Source organism: Streptomyces sp. SPB162, from assembly GCF_029504575.1.
GTDB lineage: Bacteria > Actinomycetota > Actinomycetes > Streptomycetales > Streptomycetaceae > Actinacidiphila.
The window spans coordinates 1267423-1290441 of sequence record NZ_JAQFII010000001.1 but is presented as its reverse complement, the minus strand read 5'-3'; the positions used below and the strand labels follow the sequence as shown (position 1 = coordinate 1290441).

Genomic DNA, 23019 nt, shown 5'->3' with positions numbered 1-23019 from the left:
CGAGGGCACAGCTGTGCCCGCACTCGAGGAGCCGCTCATGCGATCCCGCACATCCCCAACACGTCGAACGCCGCGCAGCACTCGAACATCCGGCGGTTCCCGGCCCTCCCGTGGCTCCCGGGCCCTGCACAGCGCGCTCGCCGTACTCCTCGCCGCGACCGGCCTCACCCTCGCCGCCCAGCAGCCGGCGCGGGCGACGACGCCGGGCGGCAAGGACGTCACCGCCACCCTCTTCGAGTGGCGTTTCGACTCCGTCGCCAAGGCGTGTACCGACACGCTCGGTCCCGCCGGCTACGGCTTCGTCGAGGTCTCCCCGGCCCAGGAGCAGATCCAGGGCGGCCAGTGGTGGACCTCGTACCAGCCGGTCAGCTACAAGATCGCCGGTCGGCTCGGGGACAGCACCGCGTTCAAGCACATGGTGGACACCTGCCACGGCGCGGGCGTCAAGGTCATCGCCGACGCGGTGATCAACCACATGGCGGCCGGCTCCGGCACCGGGACCGGCGGCACCAACTACTCGAAGTACAACTACCCCGGCTACTACCAGGACCAGGACTTCCACTCCTGCCGCAGCAACATCACCAACTACGCCGACCGGAACAACGTCCAGAACTGCGAGCTCGTCGGGCTCGCGGACCTGAACACCGGCAGCGACTACGTCCGTTCCACGATTGCCGGCTATCTCAACAACCTGCTCTCGCTGGGTGCCGACGGCTTCCGGATCGACGCGGCGAAGCACATCGCGGCGGGCGACCTCGCCGCCATCAAGTCCAAGCTCAGCAACCCGGGCGTCTACTGGGCGCAGGAGGTCATCTACGGGTCCGGCGAGGCGGTGCAGCCCGGCGAGTACACCGGCACCGGGGACGTGGACGAGTTCCGCGCCGCCACCGACCTCAAGCGGATCTTCACCAGCGAGAAGCTGTCGTACCTGAGCAACTGGGGCGCCTCCTGGGGCTACCTGCCCAGCGCCAACGCCCGGACCTTCACCGACAACTGGGACACCGAGCGCAACGGCTCGACCCTCAACTACAAGGCGGGCGCCACCTACACCCTCGCCAACGTCTACCTGTTGGCCTGGCCCTACGGATCGCCGAACGTCTACTCCGGTTACGAGTTCTCGGACAACGACTCCGGCCCGCCCAACGGCGGCACCGTCAACGCCTGCTACGCCGACGGGTGGAAGTGCCAGCACGCCTGGCCGCAGATCGCCGGCATGGTCGGCTTCCGCAACGCCGTCTCCGGTACGGCGGTGACCAACTGGTGGTCCAACGGCGGCAACGCCATCGCGTTCGGCCGCGGCGGCAAGGGCTTCGTCGCGATCAACCACGAGGGCGGCGCGCTCACGCGGACGTACGCCACCTCGCTGCCGGCGGGCAGCTACTGCGACGTCCAGCACTCCGGCACCCGCTACACCGTCAGCGCCGACGGAACGTTCACGGCCACGATCGGCTCCAACGACGCGGTGGCGCTGTACGCGGGGGCGAGCTGCGCCGGCGGCGGGGGGACCACCCCGGCCTCCGGCGCGTCCTTCGCGGTGAACGCCACGACCACGAATGGCCAGAACATCTACGTCACCGGCAACACCGCGACTCTCGGCAACTGGGACACGGGCAAGGCGCTGCTGCTCTCGTCGGCCGCCTACCCGTTGTGGAAGCTGGACGTCGCGCTGGGCGCCGGCACGTCGTTCGAGTACAAGTACATACGCAAGGACAGTGCCGGGAACGCGACCTGGGAGACCGGGGCCAATCGCACCGCCACGGTGCCCGCGAGCGGAAAGGTGTCACTCGCCGACAACTGGCGCGGGTGATGGTGAGCGGGAGGCCGGGAGCAGGGGAGACTGGCACATTCCAGTTCGTGCTCACAGAGGGAGTTACCTGAGTTATGAAGGGTTTTCGTACGTTCCTGCTGCGCGGCAACGTCGTCGAACTCGCGGTCGGCATCGTGGTCGGTGCGGCCTTCACCGCGCTGGTCAGCGGTTTCGTCAAGGCGTTCCTGACCCCGATCGTCGGGCTCATGTCGGGAGCCTCCGGCGACTACTCCCGCAAGGCGTTCACCGTCTCGGGAGTGACCTTCCCGTACGGCGCCTTCATCGACGCGTCGATCAGCTTCGTGATCGTCGCCTCGGTGATCTACTTCCTGGTCATCCTCCCGATGAACCGGATGCAGGAGCGGTTCTTCCCGAAGGCCGCCGCGGCTCCGATGCGTGAGTGCCCGGAGTGCCTGACCCCGATACCCCAGGCCGCCCGCCGGTGCAGCGCGTGCACCGCGCAGGTTCAGCAGGCGCCCTCCGAGAACGGCGCGCACCGCGTGACGACCTCGCAGTAGGGAACGCCGGCCGGGCGCCGGAAGGTGCCACCACGACGCCCCCTCGGGCGCGCTTCAGCAGCGCTGCCGAGGGGGCGCCGCCGCGTCCAGGGCCGCGAGCAGCGCGGTCAGCGCCTCGCGCTGCGGGGTGTCCAGCGGGGCGAGGAGATCCTCGGCCGCGGCCCGGCGGGCCAGCCGCAGGCGGTGCAGCGTCGCGCCGCCGGCCTCGGTCAGCTCGATGCGGATCACCCGGCGGCTGGCGGGATCGGGGATCCTGCGCACCAGGTCGTGCGCTTCCAGTGCGTCGACCAGCGTGGTCACCGCGCGCGGCACGACGTCGAGCCGCTGGGCCAGGTCCGCCATCCGCGGCGGTTCCTCGCTGTGCGCGACGGTCCGCAGCAGCCGGGATTGGGCCGGGGTGATGCCGAGCGGTTCGAGGTGCCGGCGCTGGGCGCGGTGCAGCCGCTTGGTCAGCTGCAGCAGCTGATCGGCGAGGCGGCCGGTGGTCTCGGCGGCGGACTCCGCCGCGGAGTCGGCGGCTGCGTCGGTCACGGGCTCGGTCGCGGTGGTGGTGCGGGGATCCATGGCCCAAGGATATCAGGATGTAAGTCATTGTGAACATAGGTAACAATGACCTACACTCCTAAAGTCGGCCCGGCCCGGCGGTCCTGTGCGGGCACTGCCCCGACACCGCCGGCCGTACCGGCGGCCGAACGCCCTCAGCAACCTCTCCGAGGAGCCCTTTGCACCCCGACAACACCCGGTGGACGCCACCGCCCAAAGATCCGGACAACCCCACCGACGTACGCCGCATCGTGCGGCTCTTCCGCCCCTATCGCGGCAGGCTCGCCATCGTGGGCGTGCTGGTCGCGCTCTCCTCCCTCGTCTCCGTCGCCTCGCCCTTCCTGCTGAAGGCGATCCTGGACACCGCGATCCCGCAGGGCCGCACCGGGCTGCTCAGCCTGCTCGCCCTCGGCATGATCGCCACCGCCGTCGTCACCAGCGTCTTCGGCGTCCTGCAGACCCTCATATCGACCACCGTCGGCCAGCGCGTCATGCACGATCTGCGCACCTCGGTCTACGAGCAGCTGCAGCGCATGTCGCTCGCCTTCTTCACCAGGACCCGCACCGGCGAGGTGCAGTCCCGTATCGCCAACGACATCGGCGGCATGCAGGCCACCGTGACGTCCACCGCGACCTCGCTGGTCTCCAACCTCACCGCCGTCATCGCCTCCGTGGTCGCGATGCTCGCGCTGGACTGGCGGCTGACGATCGTCTCGCTGCTGCTGCTCCCGGTCTTCGTGTGGATCAGCCGCAGGGTCGGCCGTGAGCGCAAGAAGATCACCACCCGGCGGCAGAAGCAGATGGCGTCCATGTCGGCCATCGTCACCGAGTCGCTGTCCGTCAGCGGCATCCTGCTCGGCCGCACCATGGGCCGCTCCGACTCGCTGACACGCTCCTTCTCCGAGGAGTCCGAGCGACTGGTCGACCTCGAGGTGCGCTCCAACATGGCCGGGCGGTGGCGGATGTCCACCATCGGCATCGTCATGGCCGCCATGCCGGCGCTGCTGTACTGGGCCGCGGGAGTGACCATGAGCAACGGCGGGCCGGCCCTCTCCATCGGCACCCTCGTCGCCTTCGTCTCGCTCCAGCAGGGCCTGTTCCGCCCGACCGTCAGCCTGCTGTCGACCGGCGTCCAGGTGCAGACCTCGCTCGCGCTCTTCCAGCGCATCTTCGAATACCTCGACCTGCCCGTCGACATCACCGAGCGCGCCGACCCGGTGCGCATGGACCGCGCCCGCGGCGACGTCCGCTTCGAGCACGTCGACTTCTCGTACGACCCCTCCGGCGCACCCCGCACGCTGCACGGCATCGACCTCGCCGTGCCGGCCGGCGGCAGCCTGGCCATCGTCGGGTCGACGGGTTCGGGCAAGAGCACGCTCAGCTACCTGGTGCCCCGGCTGTACGACGTGACGGGCGGCCGCGTGACGATCGACGGCGTCGACGTCCGCGACCTCGCCTTCGACACGCTCGCCGAAACGGTCGGCGTCGTCGCCCAGGAGACCTACCTCTTCCACGCCTCGGTCGCCGAGAACCTGCGCTTCGCCAAGCCCGACGCCACCGACGAGGACATCGTCGCCGCGGCGAAGGCCGCCCAGATCCACGACCACATCGCCGGTCTCCCTGACGGGTACGACACCCTCGTCGGCGAACGCGGCTACCGCTTCTCCGGCGGCGAGAAGCAGCGGCTGGCCATCGCGCGCACCATTCTGCGCGACCCGCCCGTCCTCGTCCTCGACGAGGCCACCAGCGCACTCGACACCCGCACGGAACAGGCCGTCCAGGAGGCGATCGACGCGCTGTCGGCCGGCCGCACCACCATCACCATCGCCCACCGGCTCTCCACCGTCCGCGACGCCGACGAGATCGTGGTCCTCGACGCGGGCCGGATCGTCGAACGCGGCAACCACGACGAGCTGCTGGCGTACGACGGCCGCTACGCGGCGCTGGTCCGCCGGGACGAGCGGCTGTCCACCGCCGAACTCGCCAAGTCCGTGTGACGAAGGGGGCTCCCACCGGAACTGACTCCCGGGTAAGGTGGCGCGGACCCGCCCGGCGGGGACCTGTCGCCCATCCTCCGGAGGTACCCGCGTTGGCTTCCCACGAGCGCTCCGCACGACTCCTCGTCGGGCTCCTCGCCGGCGGCGCCGCGGCGCACCTCCTGCTCCCCAAGGTGTTCGACGCGATGGTTCCGCGCGCCCTGCCGGGCACGCCGCGCGCCTGGACCTACGGCAGCGCGGCGGTGGAACTCGCGGTGGCCGGAGCCGTCGCGGTCCCCGCCACCCGCCGGGTCGGCGGTCTGCTCGCGGCGGGGCTGCTCACCGCCGTCTTTCCCGCCAACGTGAAGATGGCCTACGACTGGCGCCACCGCCCGGCGCCGCTGCGGACCGCGGCCCTGGTGCGGCTGCCGGTCCAGGTTCCGCTGGTGCTGTGGGCGCTGCGGGTCAGCCGCCACGAGACGCGCCGCCAGGCCTGATCCTGGTCGAAGACGCGTCTCGGCCGCCCCTGTCACGCGTCGACCAGGATCACTTCCAGCGTCCGCGGACCGTGCACGCCCTCGACCCGGTCGAGCTCGATGTCGCTGGTGGCCGAGGGGCCGGAGATCCAGGTCAGCGGGCGGGTGGGATCGAGGCGCGGCATCGCCTGGGGGATCGAATCGACGATCTGGCCGGGCGCCAGGACCACGCAGATGTGGTGGTCCGGCACGAGGGTGATGCGGCGCCGACCCTGGCCCTGCGAACCGTCCAGCACGATGGTGCCGGTCTCGGCGACGGCCACCGCGCAGCCGGTCACCACACTGTCCACCGCGTCGAGTTCACGCGCCGTCAGGGCGAGGGTGTCCGCGACGAGCTCCACTCCGCTGACGGCGGAGAGCCAGCCGTCGGGCAAACCGTCGGGGACGACCGCGGAGCGGGCACCGCGCTCGGCGAGCAGGGTGGCGATCAGCGCCGGGAGTCCGTCGGCCGGGCACCGGTGGACCAGCGCGCGGTAGTCCGCGAGGTGGACGGCCAGCAGGTCGGCGGTTTCCGCCGGCGTTCGGGTCCCGTGCACGTGCAGGTAGTCGCGCGCCGGCGGCGCGCCGCCGGGCAGCTCGTCGCGCGGCACGTCGGCCAGTGCGCGGCGGATCCGGAAGAGAACCCGCTCCCGGCTGCTCGCGCCGCCCGGGTGGATCGGGACTCCGTGTTCGGGACTCGGGTCGCTCATGTGGTCTTTCCCTCTCCCCGGGTGCGCTGCCACCAGTCACGGAACGATTCGGCGGGCACGGCCGGCAGTTCGCGGGTGGCGGACCAGGCACGTCCGGGCCCTGGCAGCCGCGCCGGGTGCAGCCGCCGGGTGCGGGCGGCCAGCCGCTGGCCGGCGCGGAGCGCGGCCGGATGGTCGAGCGCCCAGCGGGCGGCGCGCATCGCGGCCCGCTCGGCGGCGTGCCCCTTGGCCGGTCTGATGACGGCCCGGGTGCCGCGCAGCGTCACCGCTCCGCCCTCGACCACCCGTTCCCGCAGGTGGACCAGGACTTCGGGGATGTCGATCGCGACCGGGCAGACCTCGTAGCAGGCGCCGCACAGCGTCGACGCGTACGGCAGCGAGGCGTCCAGCGCCGAGGCGGTACCGCGCAGTTGCGGGGTGAGGATGGCGCCGATCGGACCGGGGTACGCGGAGCCGTACGCGTGGCCGCCGGCCCGCTCGTAGACCGGGCAGACGTTGAGGCAGGCGGAGCAGCGGATGCAGCGCAGCGCCTGGCGCCCCACTGTGTCGGCGAGGGTGTCGGTGCGGCCGTTGTCGAGCAGCACCAGGTGGAACGCCTGCGGCCCGTCGCCCGGCGTGATGCCGGTCCAGGTCGTGGTGTACGGGTTCATCCGCTCGGCGGTCGAGGAGCGGGGCAGCGTCTGGAGGTAGATCTCCAGGTCCTGCCAGGTGGGGATGGTCTTCTCGATGCCGACGACCGAGATCAGGGTCTCGGGCAGGGTCAGGCACATCCGGCCGTTCCCCTCTGACTCCAGGACGACGAGGGTGCCGGTCTCGGCCACCATGAAGTTCGCGCCGGAGACGGCGACCTTGGCCCGCAGGAACTTCTCCCGCAGGTGGAGCCGGGCCGCGTCGGCGAGGTCGGCCGGTTCGTCGGACAGCCCGTCGGGCGCCGCCCGGCCCCAGTCGCCCATCCGCTCGGTGAAGATGTCGCGGATCTCGGACCGGTTCTTGTGGATGGCGGGGACCAGGATGTGCGACGGGAGGTCGTCACCGAGCTGGACGATCAGTTCGGCGAGGTCCGTCTCGTAGGCATGGATACCGGCCTCGGCGAGGGCCTCGTTGAGCCCGATCTCCTGGGTCGCCATCGACTTGACCTTGACGACCTCGGTCTCGCCGGTGGCGCGGACGAGCTCCGTCACGATCCGGTTGGCCTCGTCGGCGTCGGCCGCCCAGTGCACCACGCCGCCCGCGGCCGTGACCGCCGCTTCCAACTGCTCCAGGTAGTGGTCGAGATGGCGCAGCGTGCGGTCCTTGACGGCGGCGCCGGCGGCCCGCAGCTGCGCCCAGTCGTCCAGCTCGGCGACCGCCACCGCGCGTTTGGCGCGGATGGTGTGCGTCGCGTGCCGCAGATTGCCCCGCAGCTGGGTGTCCTGGGTGGACTTCTCCGCCGCTTGCGGGAAGGTCGGCATCCCCACGTACGTGCCGCTCATCGGACCTCTTCCCTCCGGTACGGGTGCTCCTGCGTCGCGGCGAGGATCTCGGCGATGTGCACGGGCCGGACCGGCGAGCCCTCCCGGGCCAGCGTGCCGCCGATGTGCATCAGGCAGGAGTTGTCGACGGTGCAGACGGTGGCGGCCCCCGTCGCGGTGATGTGCCGGGTCTTGTCCGCGCCCATCGCGCCGGACACCGCCGGGTTCTTGACGGCGAAGGTGCCGCCGAAGCCGCAACACTCCTCCGCGCCCTCCAACTCCCGCAGCTCCAGACCCCGGACCTTCTCCAGCAGCGCGAGCGGACGCCGCCCGAGCCCCAGCACCCGCAGCCCGTGGCAGGTGGGGTGGTAGGCGACCGTGTGCGGGAAGTACGCCCCGACGTCGGTCACCTCCAACACGTCCACCAGGAACTCCGTCAATTCGTACGTCCTGGGCACCACCGACGCGGCCGCTTCCGCGAGAGCGTCGCCGCGCCCCTCGGCGGCGGCCTTCGCCCCGATCCGCGGATAGTTCTCACGGACCATCGCCGCACAGGACCCGGACGGGGTCACGATGTAGTCGTATCCCTCGAACGCGGCGGCGTACCGGCGCACCAGCGGTTCGGTCTCGTGCCGGTAGCCGGTGTTGAACTGGGGCTGTCCGCAACAGGTCTGCGCCGGCGGAAAGTCGACGTCCACGCCCAGTCGTTCGAGCAGCGCCACGGTGGCCCGCCCGGTGTCCGGGTAGAGCGTGTCGTTCACACAGGTGACGAAGAGGGCTACGCGCATGGGCTCATACTGCCGTAGCGCGAGATCACTGGGAAGCAGACATCGGATGTTTTCTCGGGTGCCGTGCTCCAGCGGCCGCGTAGCGCCGCACGAGAGGGCGCGCCGACGGCGCGGGAAGAGGCGGGGAACTCCCGCCGGGAGCGCGAGGTGACCATGGGCGGAAGGTTAGCGCCCCCGCGGCCGGGCGTTCAGTGCGTCAACGCGGCAGACCGTACGGGCGCGGCGTCCTCCGGTGCCCGCGCGAGGAGTTCGCGGATCTCGCGGACGGCGGTGCGCCCCGCCCGGTTGGCGCCGATGGTGCTGGCCGAGGGTCCGTAGCCGAGGAGGTGGACGCGGGGGTCCTTGGCGACGCGGGTGGTGCCCTCCAACCGGATGCCGCCGCCCGGCTCGCGCAGCCGCAGCGGCGCGAGGTGGTCGAGGGCGGCGCGGAAGCCGGTGGCCCACAGGATGACATCCGCCTCCAGCTCACGGCCGTCGTTCCAGGCGACACCGTCCTCGGTGACGCGGTCGAACATCGGCTGCGGGTCGAGGATGCCGCGCGCCCGCGCGGCGCGCACCGCCTCGGTGGCCGCCAGTCCGGTGACGCTGACCACGCTCTGCGGCGGCAGCCCGGCCCTGACCCGCTCCTCGACGAGGGCTATCGCGGCCCGGCCCCAGTCCTCGTCGAACGGCTGGTCGCGGAAGAGCGGTGGACGGCGGGTGACCCACGTGGTGTCGGCGACCTCCGCGAGTTCCATCAGCAGTTGCACGGCCGAGGTCCCGCCGCCGACGACGACCACCCGGCGGCCGGCGAACTCCGCCGCGCCCCGGTAGCCGGCGGTGTGCAGCTGGCGGCCGCGGAAGGTCTCCTGGCCGGGGTAGTGCGGGACGAAGGGGCGGTCCCACGTGCCGGACGCGTTGATCAGCGCGCGGGCGGACCACGCTCCGGCGTCCGTCTCGACGAGCAGCCGGCCGCCGCCCGCCTCGCGGACCGCCGACACGTTCACCGGTCGGTGCACGCGCAGGTCGAAGGCGCGCTCGTAACGGTCGAAGTACCCGGAGACCACCTCGGCGGAGGGCCGCGCCGGCTCGGCGCCCTCGAGTGGGAGGCCGGGCAGGTCATGGACACCGTGGGCCTTGGCGTAGGTGAGCGAGGGCCAGCGGAACTGCCACGCGCCGCCGGGGCCGGGGGAGTGGTCCAGGACGGCGAAGCCCTCGTCGGGGCGGAGCCCGGCGCGGGTGAGGAAGTACGCGCCCGACAGGCCCGCCTGCCCGGCCCCGATGACGGCTACATCGACCTCATGGCCCTCGTGCGCTCCGCTCAAGTCGTTCACGGTTCTACCAACCCGGGCCGGCGCGGAAAGCTTCCCGCGCGCCACCTCAGCGCGGGATGACCGAAGTGCGCGCCGGCACCGGAGCGGGAACGGGGGCCGGGACCGGCGCCGCGGGCATCCGCGGCTCCGAGGCCCAGCGCCGCAGCCGCGCCACCCGCTCCGCGGCCTCCTCCAGCCGGGCGGGTGGGAGGTCCCCGTCGCCCACCGCCCGGGCGGCGGCGGTGTGGATCGCCTCGTGGACGCCCGCGCCGCACGCCGGGCCGAGCTGGACGAGGTCGACGCCGGCGATCCAGGCCAGTACGGCCGCGCCCGGCACGCCCCAGCCGTTGACGATCGACGGCGCGTCGAGGGTGTCGCTGACCACCACTCCGCCGTAGCCGAGGTCGCCGCGCAGCACGCCCGTCACGGCCCGGCTGCTGAGGGTGGCCGGCAGGCCCTCGCCGCCCGGTACCGGCGTCCGCCCGGCGGTGATCGCGCGTACTCCGGCGGCCGCCCCCTCGGCGAACGGCCGCAGCGGGCCCTCGCCGGTGAAGGGGCCGAGGGCCGCGGCGACCCCGTGCGCCTGCAGATCGGTGACGAAGACGCGGGTCTCGTCGGCGCGCAGCGCGGGCCGGACGCCGAGGTGCAGGTTGGCTCCCAGGGCCACCAGTTCGGCGGCCGCGGAACTGCCGCTGGCACGGCTTCCGGAATCGTTTCCGTTCCGGCCGCGCGGGCTCCGGGTCCGGCCCGGCCGCCCGGTGAGGCCGTCGGGAAGCCGCTCGTGCAGCGCGGCCGTGATCCGGCGCGAGGCGTCGGGAGTGCTCGCGCGGACGACCACTCCCGGCATTCCCCGGTCGAGCCCGAGACGGATCCACTCCGGCAGCCGCTCGGTGCGGCAGGAGGGGAGCAGGCAGGCGTCGACCAATGCGGCGATACGGTGCAGGGTGTTCACGTCGCTGTCCCCCTTTGGCGCGCGGCGGCAGTGGGAGGGTATCCCGAGAGCGTCCAAATGGTCCAGACCAATCAGGGAGCGGCTGCCCGTCCGGCCGGAACGGTCTCCCGGCCGGACGGGCTACCTCATACTCCGCTGCCGCTCAACGCCCCCCGGCGAGCAGCAGCGGCGCGCCGCCCGGCGCGGACGCCGGACGCCCGTTGACCGCCGGAACCCCCGCCGGCCGGGAGCCGGGGACGGTGTCGAGCAGACCGCGTGCCGCCAGCTCGGGTGTCACCCCCTCGCCGAACCAGTACGCCTCCTCCAGGTGCGGGTACCCGGAGAGCACGAAGTGTTCGACGCCCAGGGCGTGGTACTCCTCGATCCGGTCCGCGACCTCGGCGTGGTTGCCCACCAGCGCCGTACCCGCGCCGCCGCGCACCAGGCCGACCCCGGCCCAGAGGTTGGGGGAGATCTCCAGCTTGTCGCGGGAGCCGCCGTGCAGGGCCAGCATCCGCTGCTGGCCCACCGACTCGCTCTTGCCCAGCGCCTGCTGGGCGGCGGCGACGGTGTCGTCGTCGAGGTCGTCCAGCAGCCGGTTCGCGGTCGCCCAGGCGTCCTTGGAGGAGTCGCGCGAGATGACGTGCATCCGGATGCCGAACCGGACCGTGCGGCCCTCCGCCTCAGCGAGCCCGCGGATCCAGTCGATCTTCTGCTTGACCTGCTCCGGCGGCTCCCCCCAGGTCAGATAGACGTCCGCGTTGCGGGCCGCGACCGGTCCCGCGGCCGGCGACGAGCCGCCGAAGAAGATCGGCGGCCGCGGCTCGGGCGGCAGCGCCACCAGCCCGCCCTCCACCTGGTAGTGCTCGCCCTGGAAGTCGAAGGGCTTGCCCTCCCAGGCCCCGCGCACCACCGTCAGGAACTCGTCGGTCCTGGCGTAGCGGTTGTCGTGGTCCAGGTGGTCGCCGAAGCGCTTCTGCTCGGTGGAGTCACCGCCGGTCACGACGTTCAGCATCAGCCGGCCCCGGGTGATGCGCTGGTAGGTGGCCGCCATCTGCGCCGCCAGCACCGGCGAGATGACGCCGGGCCGGAACGCCACCAGGAACTTCAGCCGGTCGGTGTGCTGCGACAGCGCCACCGTCGTCAGCCAGGCGTCCTCGCACCAGGTGCCGGTCGGCGTCAGTACGGCCTCGAAGCCCAACTGGTCGGCGGCCCGGGCGATCTGCGCCAGGTAGTCGATGTCGGGCGCGCGGACGCCGCTGATCGGAGTGATCCGCGAGCGCTTGATGCCGCCGTCGGTGTAGGCGTGGCGGTCGACGAGCGTCCGGCCGTCTCCGCCCGTGGGCAGGAACCAGTGCAGGTGCACGGACATCAGGAGGAGGCCTTTCCATAGGAGTGTGCCGGGGCGGTGGATGCCGGCAGCTCGGCGTTGAAGCGCTTGTCGACGAAGTCCTCGAACGCGAAGTGCTTCGGGATGAGCTTGAGGTCGGCGAAGGTGTCGGCGATCTTCTGCTCGGAGGCGATCGCGGCGTCGTCCACGGCCACCGCCACCCGGGTGCCGCTGCTGCGCTTCACCGCGTCCAGCGCGACCTCGTACGGCAGTCCGGTCTCCTTCGACCAGACCTTCGCCCACTCCTCGGGGTGGCCGTGTGCCCAGTCCTGCGCGCGGCGCAGCCGGGTGAGGTAGTCGCCGATCGCCTGGGCCTTGTTCCTGTCCTTGAGCGCCGCGGGCGCGGCGACCTGGAAGCCCAGCCCGTTGACGACGCCTTCGCCGGTGGTCAGCACCCTGGCGCCGTTGCGCAGGACCTGGGAGGTGTACGGGTCCCAGATGGCCCAGGCATCGACACGGCCCCGGCTGAACGCCGCCAGCGCGTCGGCCGGCTGCAGATAGCTGACCTTGACGTCGCTGAGCTTCAGACCCGCCTTCGCGAGCGAGGACACCAACTGGAAGTGCGCGGAACTGCCCTGCGCGACCGCCACCGACTTGCCCCTGAGGTCGGCCACCGACTTCAGGTCCGAGTCCTTGGGCACCGCGATCACCTCACCGGCGGACGAGCCGTGCGAGGCGCCCACCACCGTGATCTTCGAGCGGGCGCCGGCCGCGAACACCGGCGGGGGTGTTGCCGACCCCGCCGATGTCCACCGCCTTCGCGTTGACCGCTTCCAGCAACGGTGGCCCGGAGGTGAAGGTCGACCAGGTGATTCTGTACGGGACCTTGTCGAGTTCCCCGGCGGCTCGCAGGATCGCCTCGGAGCCGCCTTTCTGGTCACCGACGTTGAGCGTGACGCCACCCAGGCCGCCGTCCGACGAGCCCGAGGCGTCATCGGCGGCGGACGACCCGCCGCATGCGGTCAGCAGGAGGGCGAGCGGGAGCAGGAGGGCGGGGGCGAAGCGTTTCATGGTCGTTTCTTCCGTTCAGGAGTGGTCGTCAGGCCGCTTGCGCGGACGGGTGGTTCTCCACCCCGAGTTGATCGAGCAGACGGGAGCGCAGTTCGGCGAACCGGGGGTCGCCCGGGTCGCGGGGGCGCGGCAGGGCGACGGGGTTGTCGTGGGCGATCACGCCGTTCTCCATCACCAGCGCGCGGTCGGCGAGCAGCAGCGCCTCGTCCACGTCATGGGTGACGAGCAGCACCGCGCACCCGCGCCGCTGCCACAGTTCGCCGACCAGCCGCTGGGCGGTGATCCGGGTCAGCGCGTCCAGCGCGCCGAACGGCTCGTCGAGCAGCAGAAGATCCGGCTCCCGCACCAGGGCGCGGGCCAGCGAGGCGCGCTGGGCCTCGCCGCCGGAGAGCGTCTTGGGCCAGGCGCCGGACCGGTGGCCGAGCCCGACCTCCTCCAACGCCTGTTCCGCGACCGCCCGGTCGGGGTGGCCGGGCAGCCCGAGCAGGACGTTGCGCCACACCCGCTTCCACGGCATCAGGCGCGGCGACTGGAAGGCGACCGCGCGCCGCCGCGGCACCAGCACCGAACCCTCGACCTCCCGGTCGAGACCGGCCAGCACGCGCAGCAGCGTGCTCTTGCCGCAGCCGCTGCGCCCGAGCAGGGCGGTGAACTCGCCGGGCCTGATGTCCAGATCGAGCCGGTCGATCACCGCGCGCCCGTCGAAGGCACGGGTCAGGCCCTCGACGCGGACCGCGGTCGCCGGACGCTCCGTCCTGCGGTCCTCCGGGTGCTCGGCCTTGCGGTCCTTGGGGCGGGTCACTTGCCGGTGAAGGTCGGTCGCCATTGCAGCAGCAGCCTTTCGAGAGTGCGGACGACGATGTCGGCGGTCAGGCCGAGGAAGGCGTACACGACGAGGCAGACCACGATCACGTCGGTCCTGAAGAACTCGCGAGCCTGGTTCATGACGAAGCCGATGCCGTCGTCCGCGTTGATCTGCTCGCTGAACACCAGCGCGAGCCAGGCGGTCGCCAGGGAGTAGCGCAGCCCGGTCATCGCCCCCGGCAGCGCGCCGGGCAGGACGACGTGCCGCACCAGGCCCCAGCGGGACAGTCCGAGCGAGGTACCGGCCTCGATGAGCTGCTCGTCGACGCCGCGGATGCCCGCGTAGACGTTCAGATAGAGGTGGAAGGCGACACCCAGCGAGATCAACGCGATCTTGGGCGCCTCGCCGATGCCGAGCCAGATGATGAACAGCGGGATCAGACCGACCCAGGGCACGGTGCGCAGCATCTGCACACTCGCGTCGACGAGGTCCTCGCCGAGTCGGGACAGCCCGGAGACCAGGGCGAGCGCGGTGCCCGCCAGAACGCCGAACAGCAGTCCCAGAGCGACACGTTGGAGCGAGACCAGCATCGCTGACGGCAGCGTCCCGTCCGCGATCAGCTCCTTCCCGGCCCGTGCGATCGTGCCGGGAGAGGCGAGGATGTCGGGCTCCAGGACCCCGGTGGCACTCAGCACCTGCCACAGGGCCAGCAGGAGCAGCGGCCCGGCGGTACGGCGCAGCCAACGGGGCACATGACGGCGCCGGGAGGCTGCCGAGATGAGCGGTTCGAGCTCCAGGATGGGGCTCAATTCAGGAATTACGGATATGTCCGGCGGTGATGCGGTGCTGGGCATGGCGGCTCCACGACGGAAGGCAGAGGGAAGCACGCCTCGGCGCGCAGCCTCCAGGCGGATTGGATCCCTACGGGATCAGCCCGGGAGCGCGCTGAAGAGCGAGGCGAGAAGAAGGTCGAGCGAGTGAGAAGGCGTCAGCAGCCGCGAGGACACGCGGCGGAGGCCACCCGCAGCAGGTCGATGTGACCGCGCGTGGTGAGCAGAACGGGACGCAACATGCGGGAGAACCTAGCGAGCCGCCCCGAGCCCGGTCAATGTCGTCTCGCCACGCGGACGGACGTCTCAAACGCGGATCCGGTGACGTTGCGCGACCATGGAGGCATGGCCGACACGTTTACCACCCGAACCCTCGACATCGCGACCGGCTCCAGCGAGACGGTCCACGACCTCACCGCGGCCTGCGCCGCCTTCCTCGACGACGCCGCGCGCGGCCGTGACGGGCTGCTCAACGTCTTCGTCCCGCACGCCACCGCGGGCATCGCCGTCATGGAAACGGGCGCCGGCAGCGACGACGACCTGCTGGCCGCCCTGCACGACCTGCTCCCCGCCGACAACCGCTGGCGCCACCGCCACGGCACCCCGGGCCACGGCCGCGACCACGTCCTCCCCGCCCTGGTCCCCCCACACGCCACCCTCCCGGTAATCAACGGTCACCTGGAACTGGGCACATGGCAGTCCGTCGTCCTGGTGGACACGAACGTCTCCAATCACAACCGTCAGGTTCGGTTGAGTTTCCTGGCCTGATCGGGCAGATCAAGATCGTCCAGGCGTGGCCGCCGATTCTCCTTACAGTGCGCGCGGAACGGGGGAAGACATTGCGAGGGTCGCGGGCCAGCAGGATCGCGATCAACTCATGTGCTGATAACAAGAGTTCGACGCGGACATCAGAGGTACTGCCTCGGCAGACGTCGGCTCGTGGGCCGACACGCGCATTGCCCACGGCCGAGTCACGTTCCGGGAAACCCCGGCCGGCACCCGCGTCTCCATGGCAGGCGTGACCCGATGGCCGCAGGCCGGATCAGGGTGGCCTCCTTCTGCACACCGGTCGACCTACCCGGCCGCGGCTACGCGGGGCGCCTCGACGGCCGAGGTCAGCCGCTGATGGCCTGCTGGGAAATCTTGCCGCTCTGCGTTCCCGGCCCGCTATGCTCAGGACCAACGCGTCGAAGGAGACAAGTAGCGTCGGGATCCACGAGCAGAGAGAACTGCTGGTAGCTGTGAAGGCAGTCTCGCGCCCGACGTGAAGACCCTCCCGAGCGCGGGGAGAAACGGCCGATCCACCCGGTCCGATGCCCCGCCGACTGGCCCCCGTGACCGGGCCCGAATGAGGCCGTCGCTTTCTGGCGGTGGCAAAGGCGTGGTGGCACCGCGAGTACCCTTCTCGCCCACGCTCCCAAGGGATCATGACGACGCCCCCGGAGGGCTGCGATGATCCACGCTACGAGCCGCGTACTGGTCGCTGAACTGCGGCAACACGTCGGTCAAACTGTTTCGATCTCGGGCTGGGTGAACACGCACCGCCTGCAGCGCACGATGCAGTTCATCCTCGTCCGGGACCACACCGGCACCGCCCAGGTCACCCACAAGCGGGGCGGTGACGCCATCGAGGCCGAGCTGGAGCATCTGACCACCGAGTCCGCCGTACGGATCACGGGCCGGGTGGTCGACAACCCGGTGGTGAAGCTCGGCGGCCTGGAGATCATTCCGGAGTCCGTCGAAGTTCTGAACCGCGCCGAGGCCCCGCTGCCGATCGACGAGCACACCGGCCTGGAGCAGCGCCTTGACTGGCGGTTCCTCGATGTACGCAGGCGATCGACAGCGCAGCTGCTGTTCGCTGTACAGACCACACTTGAGCAAGGGATGCGCGAGTACGCGTACGCCCACGGCTGCACCGAGATGCACACCCCGAAACTGATGGGCACCGCCTCGGAGTCCGGCGCTGAGGTCTTCAAGCTCGGCTACTTCGACCGCTCCGCCTACCTGGCGCAGTCACCTCAGTTCTTCAAGCAAATGGCGATCTCGGCCGGCGTCGACCGGGTCTTCGAGATCGGCCCGGTTTTCCGAGCGGAGCCGTCGTTCACATCCCGGCACGCGACCGAGTTCACGGGGGTGGACGTCGAACTCGCATGGATCACGGACGTCGAGGACGTGATGGCGTTCGAGGAGCAGATGCTCGCCCACGCCATCGGAAAGGTCGCTGAGGTCCACGGGGAGGCGATCCGGGAGACATACGGCGTCGAGGTCGTGGTGCCGATCACGCCGTTCCCTCGGATCACCATGGCCGAGGCCCAGGCGTTCCTGCGGGCGAAGGGCTGGGACCCGGAGGGCTTGAAGGAGGACCTGGACCCGGAGGGCGAGCGGGGCATCGCCGCGCACATGAGGGAGCAGGTGGGGCACGATTTCGTGTTCATCACGCACTACCCGACGAGCATCCGGCCCTTCTACCACATGCGACCCGCCGACAGGCCGGACGTGACGCTGAGTTTCGACCTGCTGTGGAAGGGGCTGGAAATCACCACCGGGGCGCAGCGCGAGCACCGCTACGACGTGCTGCTCAAACAGGCTGCGGAGAAGGGCATGGGCACCGAGCCGCTGCAGGACTATCTCAACGCGTTCCGGTTCGGGTGCCCGCCACACGGCGGCCTGGGTATGGGGCTGGGCCGGGTACTGATGGTGATGCTCGGCCTGGAATCGATCCGCGAGGCCACCTTCCTGTTCCGCGGACCGAACCGGCTCACCCCGTAAGGGGCTTCGTCAGTGCTCGCGGACCGCAATCTCACGGTCCGCGCAGCGTCCGTGGTGGCACAGGCCGTCGTGGGAGAGGTTGATGCTCATGCTCGGGCCGACCCGCTGGTGACCCGATGGGGTGTGAGGATGTGGCTCCGGAGCAGGTCTCCCGGCTCCATGCGTACGGACTGGATCGTGACAGCATCATGGAGCGGCGGGCTCTCGGCGGTGAGCAATGCTCAGATCCTGTGGATCGGCTCGGGAGGGCGTACCTTCCCGAGTGATCGATCGACTGGTATCGAGTAGGCCGACGTTGGCGCGTCGGTCGGGAAGGCACGCCCCGGCCGTCAAGAAGATCGTCGACGACGAGGACGATCTGCCGGCGTTCCACGACTTGAACGCACCGCATCTGGTTGCCCTCGTCCGCGCCGGAGCCCGCTACGAACGCGGGCAACCCGTCGATCGACCGGAAGGGCGAGCCGCATGACTGACTCCCACATCGCCGAGGACCCAGCCGAGCACCGGCGCTTCACCCGCTACCTCACGGCCCTGGACACCGTCACCGAGACAGACGAGGCCAAGCTGGTTGCCGCCGTCCTGCGGGACGCGGACGCGACCATGGCCCAGAGCGCGGTGGTCCGTCACATCGACCAACGGGCAGCCCGGCTGCTGACCGACCCCCGATTCACGACCTGGGCCCACACCCTGACCGGCGTCATCGCCGAACGCGACTTCCTCACCCGCCGCCTGCAGGAGTGGACCCTGCTCAGAGCGATCGCCCTGGGGGAAACCTGGGCCTCCGAGGAACTGACCAGCGCATCCGACTGGTGCCAGCGCACGGCGGCGACCGGTCAGCTCGCCACCTCGCCCGAGGCCCTTATCCTGCTCGCCGAACACGGACGAACCCGCCGCGTTCGCAACGCAGCCACCCGCGGCCTACAACACCCCCGACAGCCGAGCTGACTTGATCCACAGGTCTTGACTATTACTCGACGTAGGCTCGGAGGGCCGTTGTGATGGCGTCTCACGGCTCTGGGGACGGCCGGAGGGCAGCTCCGTCTCGCCTGGGTGGAGTGCGACCAGGAGCAGGCCGACCGGCTGCCCAAGGCGTACGCGCAGACTCGGTTGAAGCTTCCCACCGTTTGGAAGGACCGGAGCATTTTCGCCGGTCATGTAGTGGCGCCGAAGCGTGACGGCAGCATCTCGCGAAGTCAGTCGAGCCGGGCCGCGCCGGTGATATAGCCACCACAGATTCGCAGGGCGCCCGGCCGATACGTCATGGGCGGGTGTTGATCGGCGGCTGCAGGAATGCCTATTTGTCGCCTTCCGTTCGGCGGGCTGCTGAGCGGATGGCCTCGGCGTACGGGGCGTCGAAGGCGCGCGTCTCCAGGTCAAGAGCTTGGAACGGAACCAGTGCGGCGTGGGTGCTGTCCACTGACTGCATCCACGCGGACCAGGCGTTGTGGACGTCTTCGTCGGTGACCTGCTCTCCCTTGGCTTGCAGCAGCACCGCGTAAATGCGGAACAGGTCGTCAGAGTCTGCGGGCGGCTCCGCGCTCGGGGAGAGACAGGACCGGATCAGATCGGCGAGGTGATCGAGGTAGGTCACGCGGACAGTGTGCCAACAAACAGGATCAGGTGCGCTACGGCGAACACCACGGGCACGATGCGTTCGGACGTGCCCAGCTCCGCGTAGCGCTTGCGCCAGCCGGGGATCGGATCCCTTTTCAGGGTCTCCCATTCGTCAGCGAAGAGCTTGACGGGGAGACGGTCCTCCAGCTTGATGATGACCGCAAACTTCGCCGTGTTGAGGTCCCGGTAACTGCGAAGTTGCATCCACCAGGCGGCAGACAGGGTGACGCCGGCCAGGGCAACGGCCAAAGGCACCCACCACGGGGACTCGGAGAGCTTGGGTATGCCGAAACCCACCAGGGTGACCAGTGCGGACTGCACTGACAGGAAGAAAGCGTTGGCCGTCCCCCGGCGCGCGGAGACCCGGTCAGCCATCTCCACGGCGAGCTGGTAGAGCTCCAATATTTCTGGCCGCACGTTTGGTTCAGATGGTGTTGTCACCGTCCTCCTCCAACGAGCGTCTTGAGGTTGTCCCACTCCCACTTGTAGATCTTGTCGGTGGCCTTCGCCGTTGTCGGCTTCTTACCGGTCTTGCCCGGGTACCCGTTCAGCAGGAAGTAGTCGATCTGCTCTTCCTGAGTGATCTTGAGCTCGAGTGCCACTCCCACTGCGGCGTCCGTGTGTTCCCCGCAGATGACGATGACGACATCCGATGCCCGAATCCTGGCGCGAGCCTTTGCTTTCCAGTGGGGAGACGCTTCCTTGATTGACCAGTCATGGACCGCGAAGGGTGAGTCAGGGTTCTTGGCCTGCCCGATGAGGAAGTCCTTGGGGGTCTTGTCGTAGTCGTAGTCGTAGTCGTAGTCGAAGCTGACGAACGCACGCTGGGGCATGAGACTCCTTACGCTCAGTGGAGGTGCCTGTACGCATCGTAAGTGCAGCTACTGACAGTGGTCAGCGGCATACGGAACCCGGGCAGTGGACCTGACTCCCGACGCTCGGCCCCCGGCCCTTGATTTGCTGCTTCTCCTGGCGGGTGCTCAGATTTCCCGCAGGCCTGCAGGGTTGGACCGGGGCTCATGCTGCCGCCGCTGCTTCAGGAGCGCGGCCACGGCGGCAGGGGATGACCGCGAGTAGCTCCGTGGCCTGTTCGTCGGAGCAGCTCCCCCGCCGGGCGAGTGGAGCTCCGCACCAGCGCGGAGACCGAGGCCACACGCGTACGCGCCCAAGGCCCGGCACGAGGCCGACGAACTCCCGCACCGCGCCCGCCGGACAGCCGAGCAGAACGCCACCACACGAAGAGGCCGGCCCGCACTTCCCGCCCGGTGCCACGGGCTCTCGCGGACTGCGGCGGCGACAGGGGCGGGGCATCGCCCCGCGCTACGCCCGCTGGCGTCGGTGACCGCGGTGACCGCGGTGACCGCGGTGACCGCGGTGGCCGGGCTGGCGCTGGCCGCGACCCTGGCCGGGGATTTCCTCACCGGGGCAGCCGCCACCTGCCCCTCAGGCCAGACGCAAGCCGCCGACCAGCTCATCCACCGGGCCGACCTTCATGTCCGCGGAACCGTGCAGCAGGCAGCGTTCGCCCACCACCCGGGAGCCTTCCTTCGCTTGGCAAACTGCCACGTGAGACTCCTCTGAGTTGCCGCCGATCATCATCAGCGATCTCTTCGGCATCCACGGGAACACCGCCAACAATTGGGCAGGACTTACCCAGGGCGGTTGGGCGAACTCTCCTGCAGTGCAACGCCAACGAAACCGTTTTCCAGGAGTTGAGGTACTAGGCGCAGCGATTCGTAAACAACCCCACCGTTGACTATGTAGCAACTCGGAAGGAGCGGAGGGCGGCGGCGATATTGGTCTCGCCGTTCTGGCGGAAGACGCTGATGGCGAGGTTGCGCAGACCGGCCATGGCGCGGGACAGCCGGCCGGTGCGGACCTTGGAGTCATCCTCGCGAAAGGTGCGGTCGCGGACGTGGTGCGGGAGGTTCTCGATGCCCCAGTGGCGTGGTGGTCCATCGCGGCCGGCAGCTGGACCGCGGCGGTCGTGACGGTGCGGGAGTCGCGGACTGTTTTGCCGTCGACCGCGATCACCGCAGAGCCGGCTTCGGCGGCGGCTCGGACTCTTCCGGCCGTGCCGTTCTGGCCTGGCGGTAGGCGCCGATGGCCACATCCAGCGCGTCACCGTCGATGCGTCGCAGCAGGCGACGGACGGTGGCGGCGTGCGGCGCCGGCCGGATGCCGGTGAACGGGTCGGCCGGGAAGCCGAGGACACCCAGGACGGCCTCCGGAGCATCGCCGATCCATTCACCGCTCGCCATGAGGGACCGGGTTCCGGTCAGGACGGCTGCCGCGGGCGCGCACAACAGGGGGAGCAGTGGATACCGTCGTCCCCGCAGGCCACGCGGATCGGACACTCAGACAAGGAAGCGTCTCAGGTCAGCAGCGTCCTGCGTAGCGGCGCAGAGGTTCGGGAGGGCCAATTCCCCAGCCCGGCGGGCATGGGCGATGATGTTCGGGCAGGCACGGTCTCGCTCGGTTCTCATGGGTTTTCGACAACCACATGATCATCGGCACCGTGCCTGCTCTGCATTCCCGGGGGGACATCCCAGACCAGGCCGGGACATGACGCCACGTCACGCATGAGGCAGATGAACCGGACCGATCGCGACTATGCAATGCCCCCTGGGAGTGTTTTCGACCAGTGACCGCGTGGCTTACGCCTCGTGCGCCGTCAGGATGCGCTCTTGTACGCCCCTGGCACCTCAGTGAATGCTGGGAATGCCCCGGTGCAAGGTCTCGGGCTGCGAGACGCTGGGCGAAAAACGCGGGTAGGAGGGGCCATGCAAGACTCGCGAGTTGAGAAGGTCGAGAAGGAACCACGAGCGATCTTTGTATCCTACCGGCGCATGGACTCAAAACCCTGGTCCGGGCGGCTCGTTGCTGATCTGCGGACTTACTTCGGAAAAGAACGCGTCTATTTCGACTTGGACTCGAACCGATCAGCGCAAGACTATATTATTCAACTGGAGCGAGCCCTGCTCGGCTCTCGTGCCGTAGTTGCGCTTATTGGGCCCGACTGGCTTAACAGCTCGGACGGCAACGGGCAGCGACGGCTCGACGATGCGAGCGACCTGGTGCGTCTGGAGATCGAAACCGCCCTTAAGAACGGTATCGCCCTCGTGCCGGTACTCGTCGGAGGGGCGACAATGCCGTCTGGCAGTGAAATGCCACGCCCGCTCGGCACCCTCGCCCGCCTGCAAGCCGTTAGGCTTTCTGATGACGACTGGCCCTACGACTTTGGTCGCCTCTTAGAGACGCTGGAGCGCCATGCGGTGCTCCCTATCCGCGACGCGAAGGGAAACGAAACAGCCGAGGTAAAGGTCACCAAGCTCAGGCGATATGAGCGGACGGTCAAAGCGTCTCGCCGTCGAGCGTTTGACGCGCTTGCAGGTGCAGTTGAAATGTTGCACTACCCGGTGGTTGAAGTGAGTCCCGAAGCTGCCCGCGTGGTTTTCAACGCCCGCCGCGGTGGCGTGATTACCGGGGAAGTAGTTGACGCCGATCCGGGTAGTTCCATGGTCGTGCTGAAGTTTCCCACGGTAAAGAATGGAATCGTAGCCGCTGGTTCGCTTGCGCTCGCGTATTCGACAGGCGGGTGGTCCCTACTTGTCGGCCCAGCTCTGTGGGGTTGGGAACGCCGCTTCGCCGTGGGTTTCTTTGACAATGTCGAAGGTGTGCTAGAAGGGCGAGGAGTCGGTGAGGACTCTTCTCTGCTGCCAGGAATTCACGCGTGGCGGAACAGGAAACGTGAGGTGTGAGAGGGGGTCAATTGGGTCATGGAGAAACAGGCGATGGATAGTGGTTTATCCGTCGTCACATTCCGAGGGACCGTTTAGGCCAGATAATTTGTACGCCAACTCCTTGGTCTCGAGCGTACGCGACGAGTCAGCTGTTCCGCCCCCTTACCGGTGTCGGGGTCGGCGGCCACCAGCGCGGCAATCGCCTCGTTGGTGTTCCCGACGCCGAGGCCGGCACCATCATCGCGCGGCGTACCTTAGAGGTCGTCTCATTAGGCGTGGTTGGTATTCTGCCGGTGTGGATATTGTCGAGCGGCTGGTGCCGGACG

General features: G+C 69.7%; 22 protein-coding genes and 1 pseudogene. 8 read left to right on the top strand and 15 right to left on the bottom strand.

Annotated features, from left to right (window positions below; all coding sequences use genetic code 11):
- Positions 1 to 37: 37 nt before the first annotated feature.
- Together M2266_RS05980 and mscL are read left to right on the top strand one after the other, a co-directional pair.
- Entirely contained in the window at positions 38 to 1807 is a 1770-nt protein-coding gene (locus tag M2266_RS05980; protein ID WP_277437194.1) for a carbohydrate-binding module family 20 domain-containing protein, read from the top strand.
- 74 nt (positions 1808 to 1881) lie between these two features.
- Positions 1882 to 2325, top strand: a complete 444-nt coding sequence (gene mscL, locus M2266_RS05975; protein WP_277437193.1) for a large conductance mechanosensitive channel protein MscL — start codon at positions 1882 to 1884, stop codon at positions 2323 to 2325.
- 54 nt (positions 2326 to 2379) lie between these two features.
- Here the strand turns inward: mscL and M2266_RS05970 are convergent, their stop codons facing one another.
- Positions 2380 to 2889, bottom strand: coding sequence for a MarR family transcriptional regulator (locus tag M2266_RS05970; RefSeq protein WP_277437192.1), 510 nt, complete (start codon positions 2887 to 2889; stop codon positions 2380 to 2382).
- Between the two features lie 158 nt (positions 2890 to 3047).
- Between M2266_RS05970 and M2266_RS05965 the strand changes: the two genes are divergently transcribed.
- Complete coding sequence (locus M2266_RS05965) at positions 3048 to 4865, top strand: ABC transporter ATP-binding protein (protein WP_277437191.1); 1818 nt, start codon at positions 3048 to 3050, stop codon at positions 4863 to 4865.
- Positions 4866 to 4957: 92 nt separating this feature from the next.
- Positions 4958 to 5341 carry a hypothetical protein gene (locus M2266_RS05960; RefSeq protein WP_277437190.1) on the top strand — a complete coding sequence of 128 codons (384 nt, stop codon included), beginning with the start codon at positions 4958 to 4960 and terminating at the stop codon, positions 5339 to 5341.
- 32 nt (positions 5342 to 5373) lie between these two features.
- Here M2266_RS05960 and M2266_RS05955 read toward each other — a convergent pair whose 3' ends face one another.
- The 9 genes and pseudogenes from M2266_RS05955 to M2266_RS05915 form a co-directional block, all read right to left on the bottom strand.
- Positions 5374 to 6069 carry an LUD domain-containing protein gene (locus tag M2266_RS05955; protein ID WP_277437189.1) on the bottom strand — a complete coding sequence of 232 codons (696 nt, stop codon included), beginning with the start codon at positions 6067 to 6069 and terminating at the stop codon, positions 5374 to 5376.
- Entirely contained in the window at positions 6066 to 7541 is a 1476-nt protein-coding gene (locus M2266_RS05950) for a lactate utilization protein B (RefSeq protein WP_277437188.1), read from the bottom strand. Before M2266_RS05950 ends, M2266_RS05955 begins: the two co-directional genes overlap by 4 nt.
- Entirely contained in the window at positions 7538 to 8308 is a 771-nt protein-coding gene (locus M2266_RS05945; RefSeq protein ID WP_277437187.1) for a (Fe-S)-binding protein, read from the bottom strand. Before M2266_RS05945 ends, M2266_RS05950 begins: the two co-directional genes overlap by 4 nt.
- A gap of 188 nt (positions 8309 to 8496) precedes the next feature.
- Complete coding sequence (locus M2266_RS05940) at positions 8497 to 9612, bottom strand: NAD(P)-binding domain-containing protein (protein WP_277437186.1); 1116 nt, start codon at positions 9610 to 9612, stop codon at positions 8497 to 8499.
- Positions 9613 to 9667: 55 nt separating this feature from the next.
- Positions 9668 to 10552 carry a glycoside hydrolase family 3 N-terminal domain-containing protein gene (locus tag M2266_RS05935; RefSeq protein WP_277437185.1) on the bottom strand — a complete coding sequence of 295 codons (885 nt, stop codon included), beginning with the start codon at positions 10550 to 10552 and terminating at the stop codon, positions 9668 to 9670.
- A 142-nt stretch (positions 10553 to 10694) separates the two neighbouring features.
- Positions 10695 to 11903: an LLM class flavin-dependent oxidoreductase gene (locus M2266_RS05930; RefSeq protein ID WP_277437184.1), complete on the bottom strand. Its 1209-nt coding sequence runs from the start codon at positions 11901 to 11903 to the stop codon at positions 10695 to 10697.
- Positions 11903 to 12932, bottom strand: a pseudogene (locus M2266_RS05925) (ABC transporter substrate-binding protein). Before M2266_RS05925 ends, M2266_RS05930 begins: the two are co-directional and overlap by 1 nt.
- 28 nt (positions 12933 to 12960) lie before the next feature.
- On the bottom strand, positions 12961 to 13758 hold the full coding sequence (locus tag M2266_RS05920; RefSeq protein WP_277437183.1) for an ABC transporter ATP-binding protein: 798 nt from the start codon (positions 13756 to 13758) through the stop codon (positions 12961 to 12963).
- Entirely contained in the window at positions 13731 to 14591 is an 861-nt protein-coding gene (locus M2266_RS05915; protein WP_277437182.1) for an ABC transporter permease, read from the bottom strand. Before M2266_RS05915 ends, M2266_RS05920 begins: the two co-directional genes overlap by 28 nt.
- A gap of 321 nt (positions 14592 to 14912) precedes the next feature.
- Between M2266_RS05915 and M2266_RS05910 the strand changes: the two genes are divergently transcribed.
- From M2266_RS05910 to M2266_RS05900, 3 genes are all read left to right on the top strand, one after another.
- Positions 14913 to 15335: a secondary thiamine-phosphate synthase enzyme YjbQ gene (locus tag M2266_RS05910; protein WP_277437181.1), complete on the top strand. Its 423-nt coding sequence runs from the start codon at positions 14913 to 14915 to the stop codon at positions 15333 to 15335.
- Between the two features lie 684 nt (positions 15336 to 16019).
- Positions 16020 to 17336, top strand: a complete 1317-nt coding sequence (gene aspS / locus M2266_RS05905; protein ID WP_277437180.1) for an aspartate--tRNA(Asn) ligase — start codon at positions 16020 to 16022, stop codon at positions 17334 to 17336.
- A 465-nt stretch (positions 17337 to 17801) separates the two neighbouring features.
- Positions 17802 to 18281 carry a hypothetical protein gene (locus tag M2266_RS05900; protein WP_277437179.1) on the top strand — a complete coding sequence of 160 codons (480 nt, stop codon included), beginning with the start codon at positions 17802 to 17804 and terminating at the stop codon, positions 18279 to 18281.
- A gap of 349 nt (positions 18282 to 18630) precedes the next feature.
- Here M2266_RS05900 and M2266_RS05895 read toward each other — a convergent pair whose 3' ends face one another.
- The 5 genes from M2266_RS05895 to M2266_RS05875 form a co-directional block, all read right to left on the bottom strand.
- A complete protein-coding gene (locus tag M2266_RS05895; protein ID WP_277437178.1) occupies positions 18631 to 18927 on the bottom strand; it encodes a hypothetical protein in 297 nt (98 codons plus the stop codon).
- Entirely contained in the window at positions 18924 to 19352 is a 429-nt protein-coding gene (locus tag M2266_RS05890; RefSeq protein ID WP_277437177.1) for a hypothetical protein, read from the bottom strand. Before M2266_RS05890 ends, M2266_RS05895 begins: the two co-directional genes overlap by 4 nt.
- A 35-nt stretch (positions 19353 to 19387) precedes the next feature.
- Positions 19388 to 19783 carry a hypothetical protein gene (locus tag M2266_RS05885; protein WP_277437176.1) on the bottom strand — a complete coding sequence of 132 codons (396 nt, stop codon included), beginning with the start codon at positions 19781 to 19783 and terminating at the stop codon, positions 19388 to 19390.
- Between the two features lie 610 nt (positions 19784 to 20393).
- Positions 20394 to 20516, bottom strand: coding sequence for a hypothetical protein (locus M2266_RS05880; protein WP_277437175.1), 123 nt, complete (start codon positions 20514 to 20516; stop codon positions 20394 to 20396).
- 464 nt (positions 20517 to 20980) lie between these two features.
- Positions 20981 to 21307 (bottom strand): transposase family protein, encoded by a 327-nt coding sequence (locus tag M2266_RS05875; protein ID WP_277437174.1) that lies wholly within the window; start codon positions 21305 to 21307, stop codon positions 20981 to 20983.
- A 426-nt stretch (positions 21308 to 21733) separates the two neighbouring features.
- On the opposite strand from M2266_RS05875, the gene M2266_RS05870 reads away from it, so the two are divergent.
- Positions 21734 to 22711, top strand: a complete 978-nt coding sequence (locus M2266_RS05870; protein WP_277437173.1) for a toll/interleukin-1 receptor domain-containing protein — start codon at positions 21734 to 21736, stop codon at positions 22709 to 22711.
- Positions 22712 to 23019 lie beyond the last annotated feature (308 nt).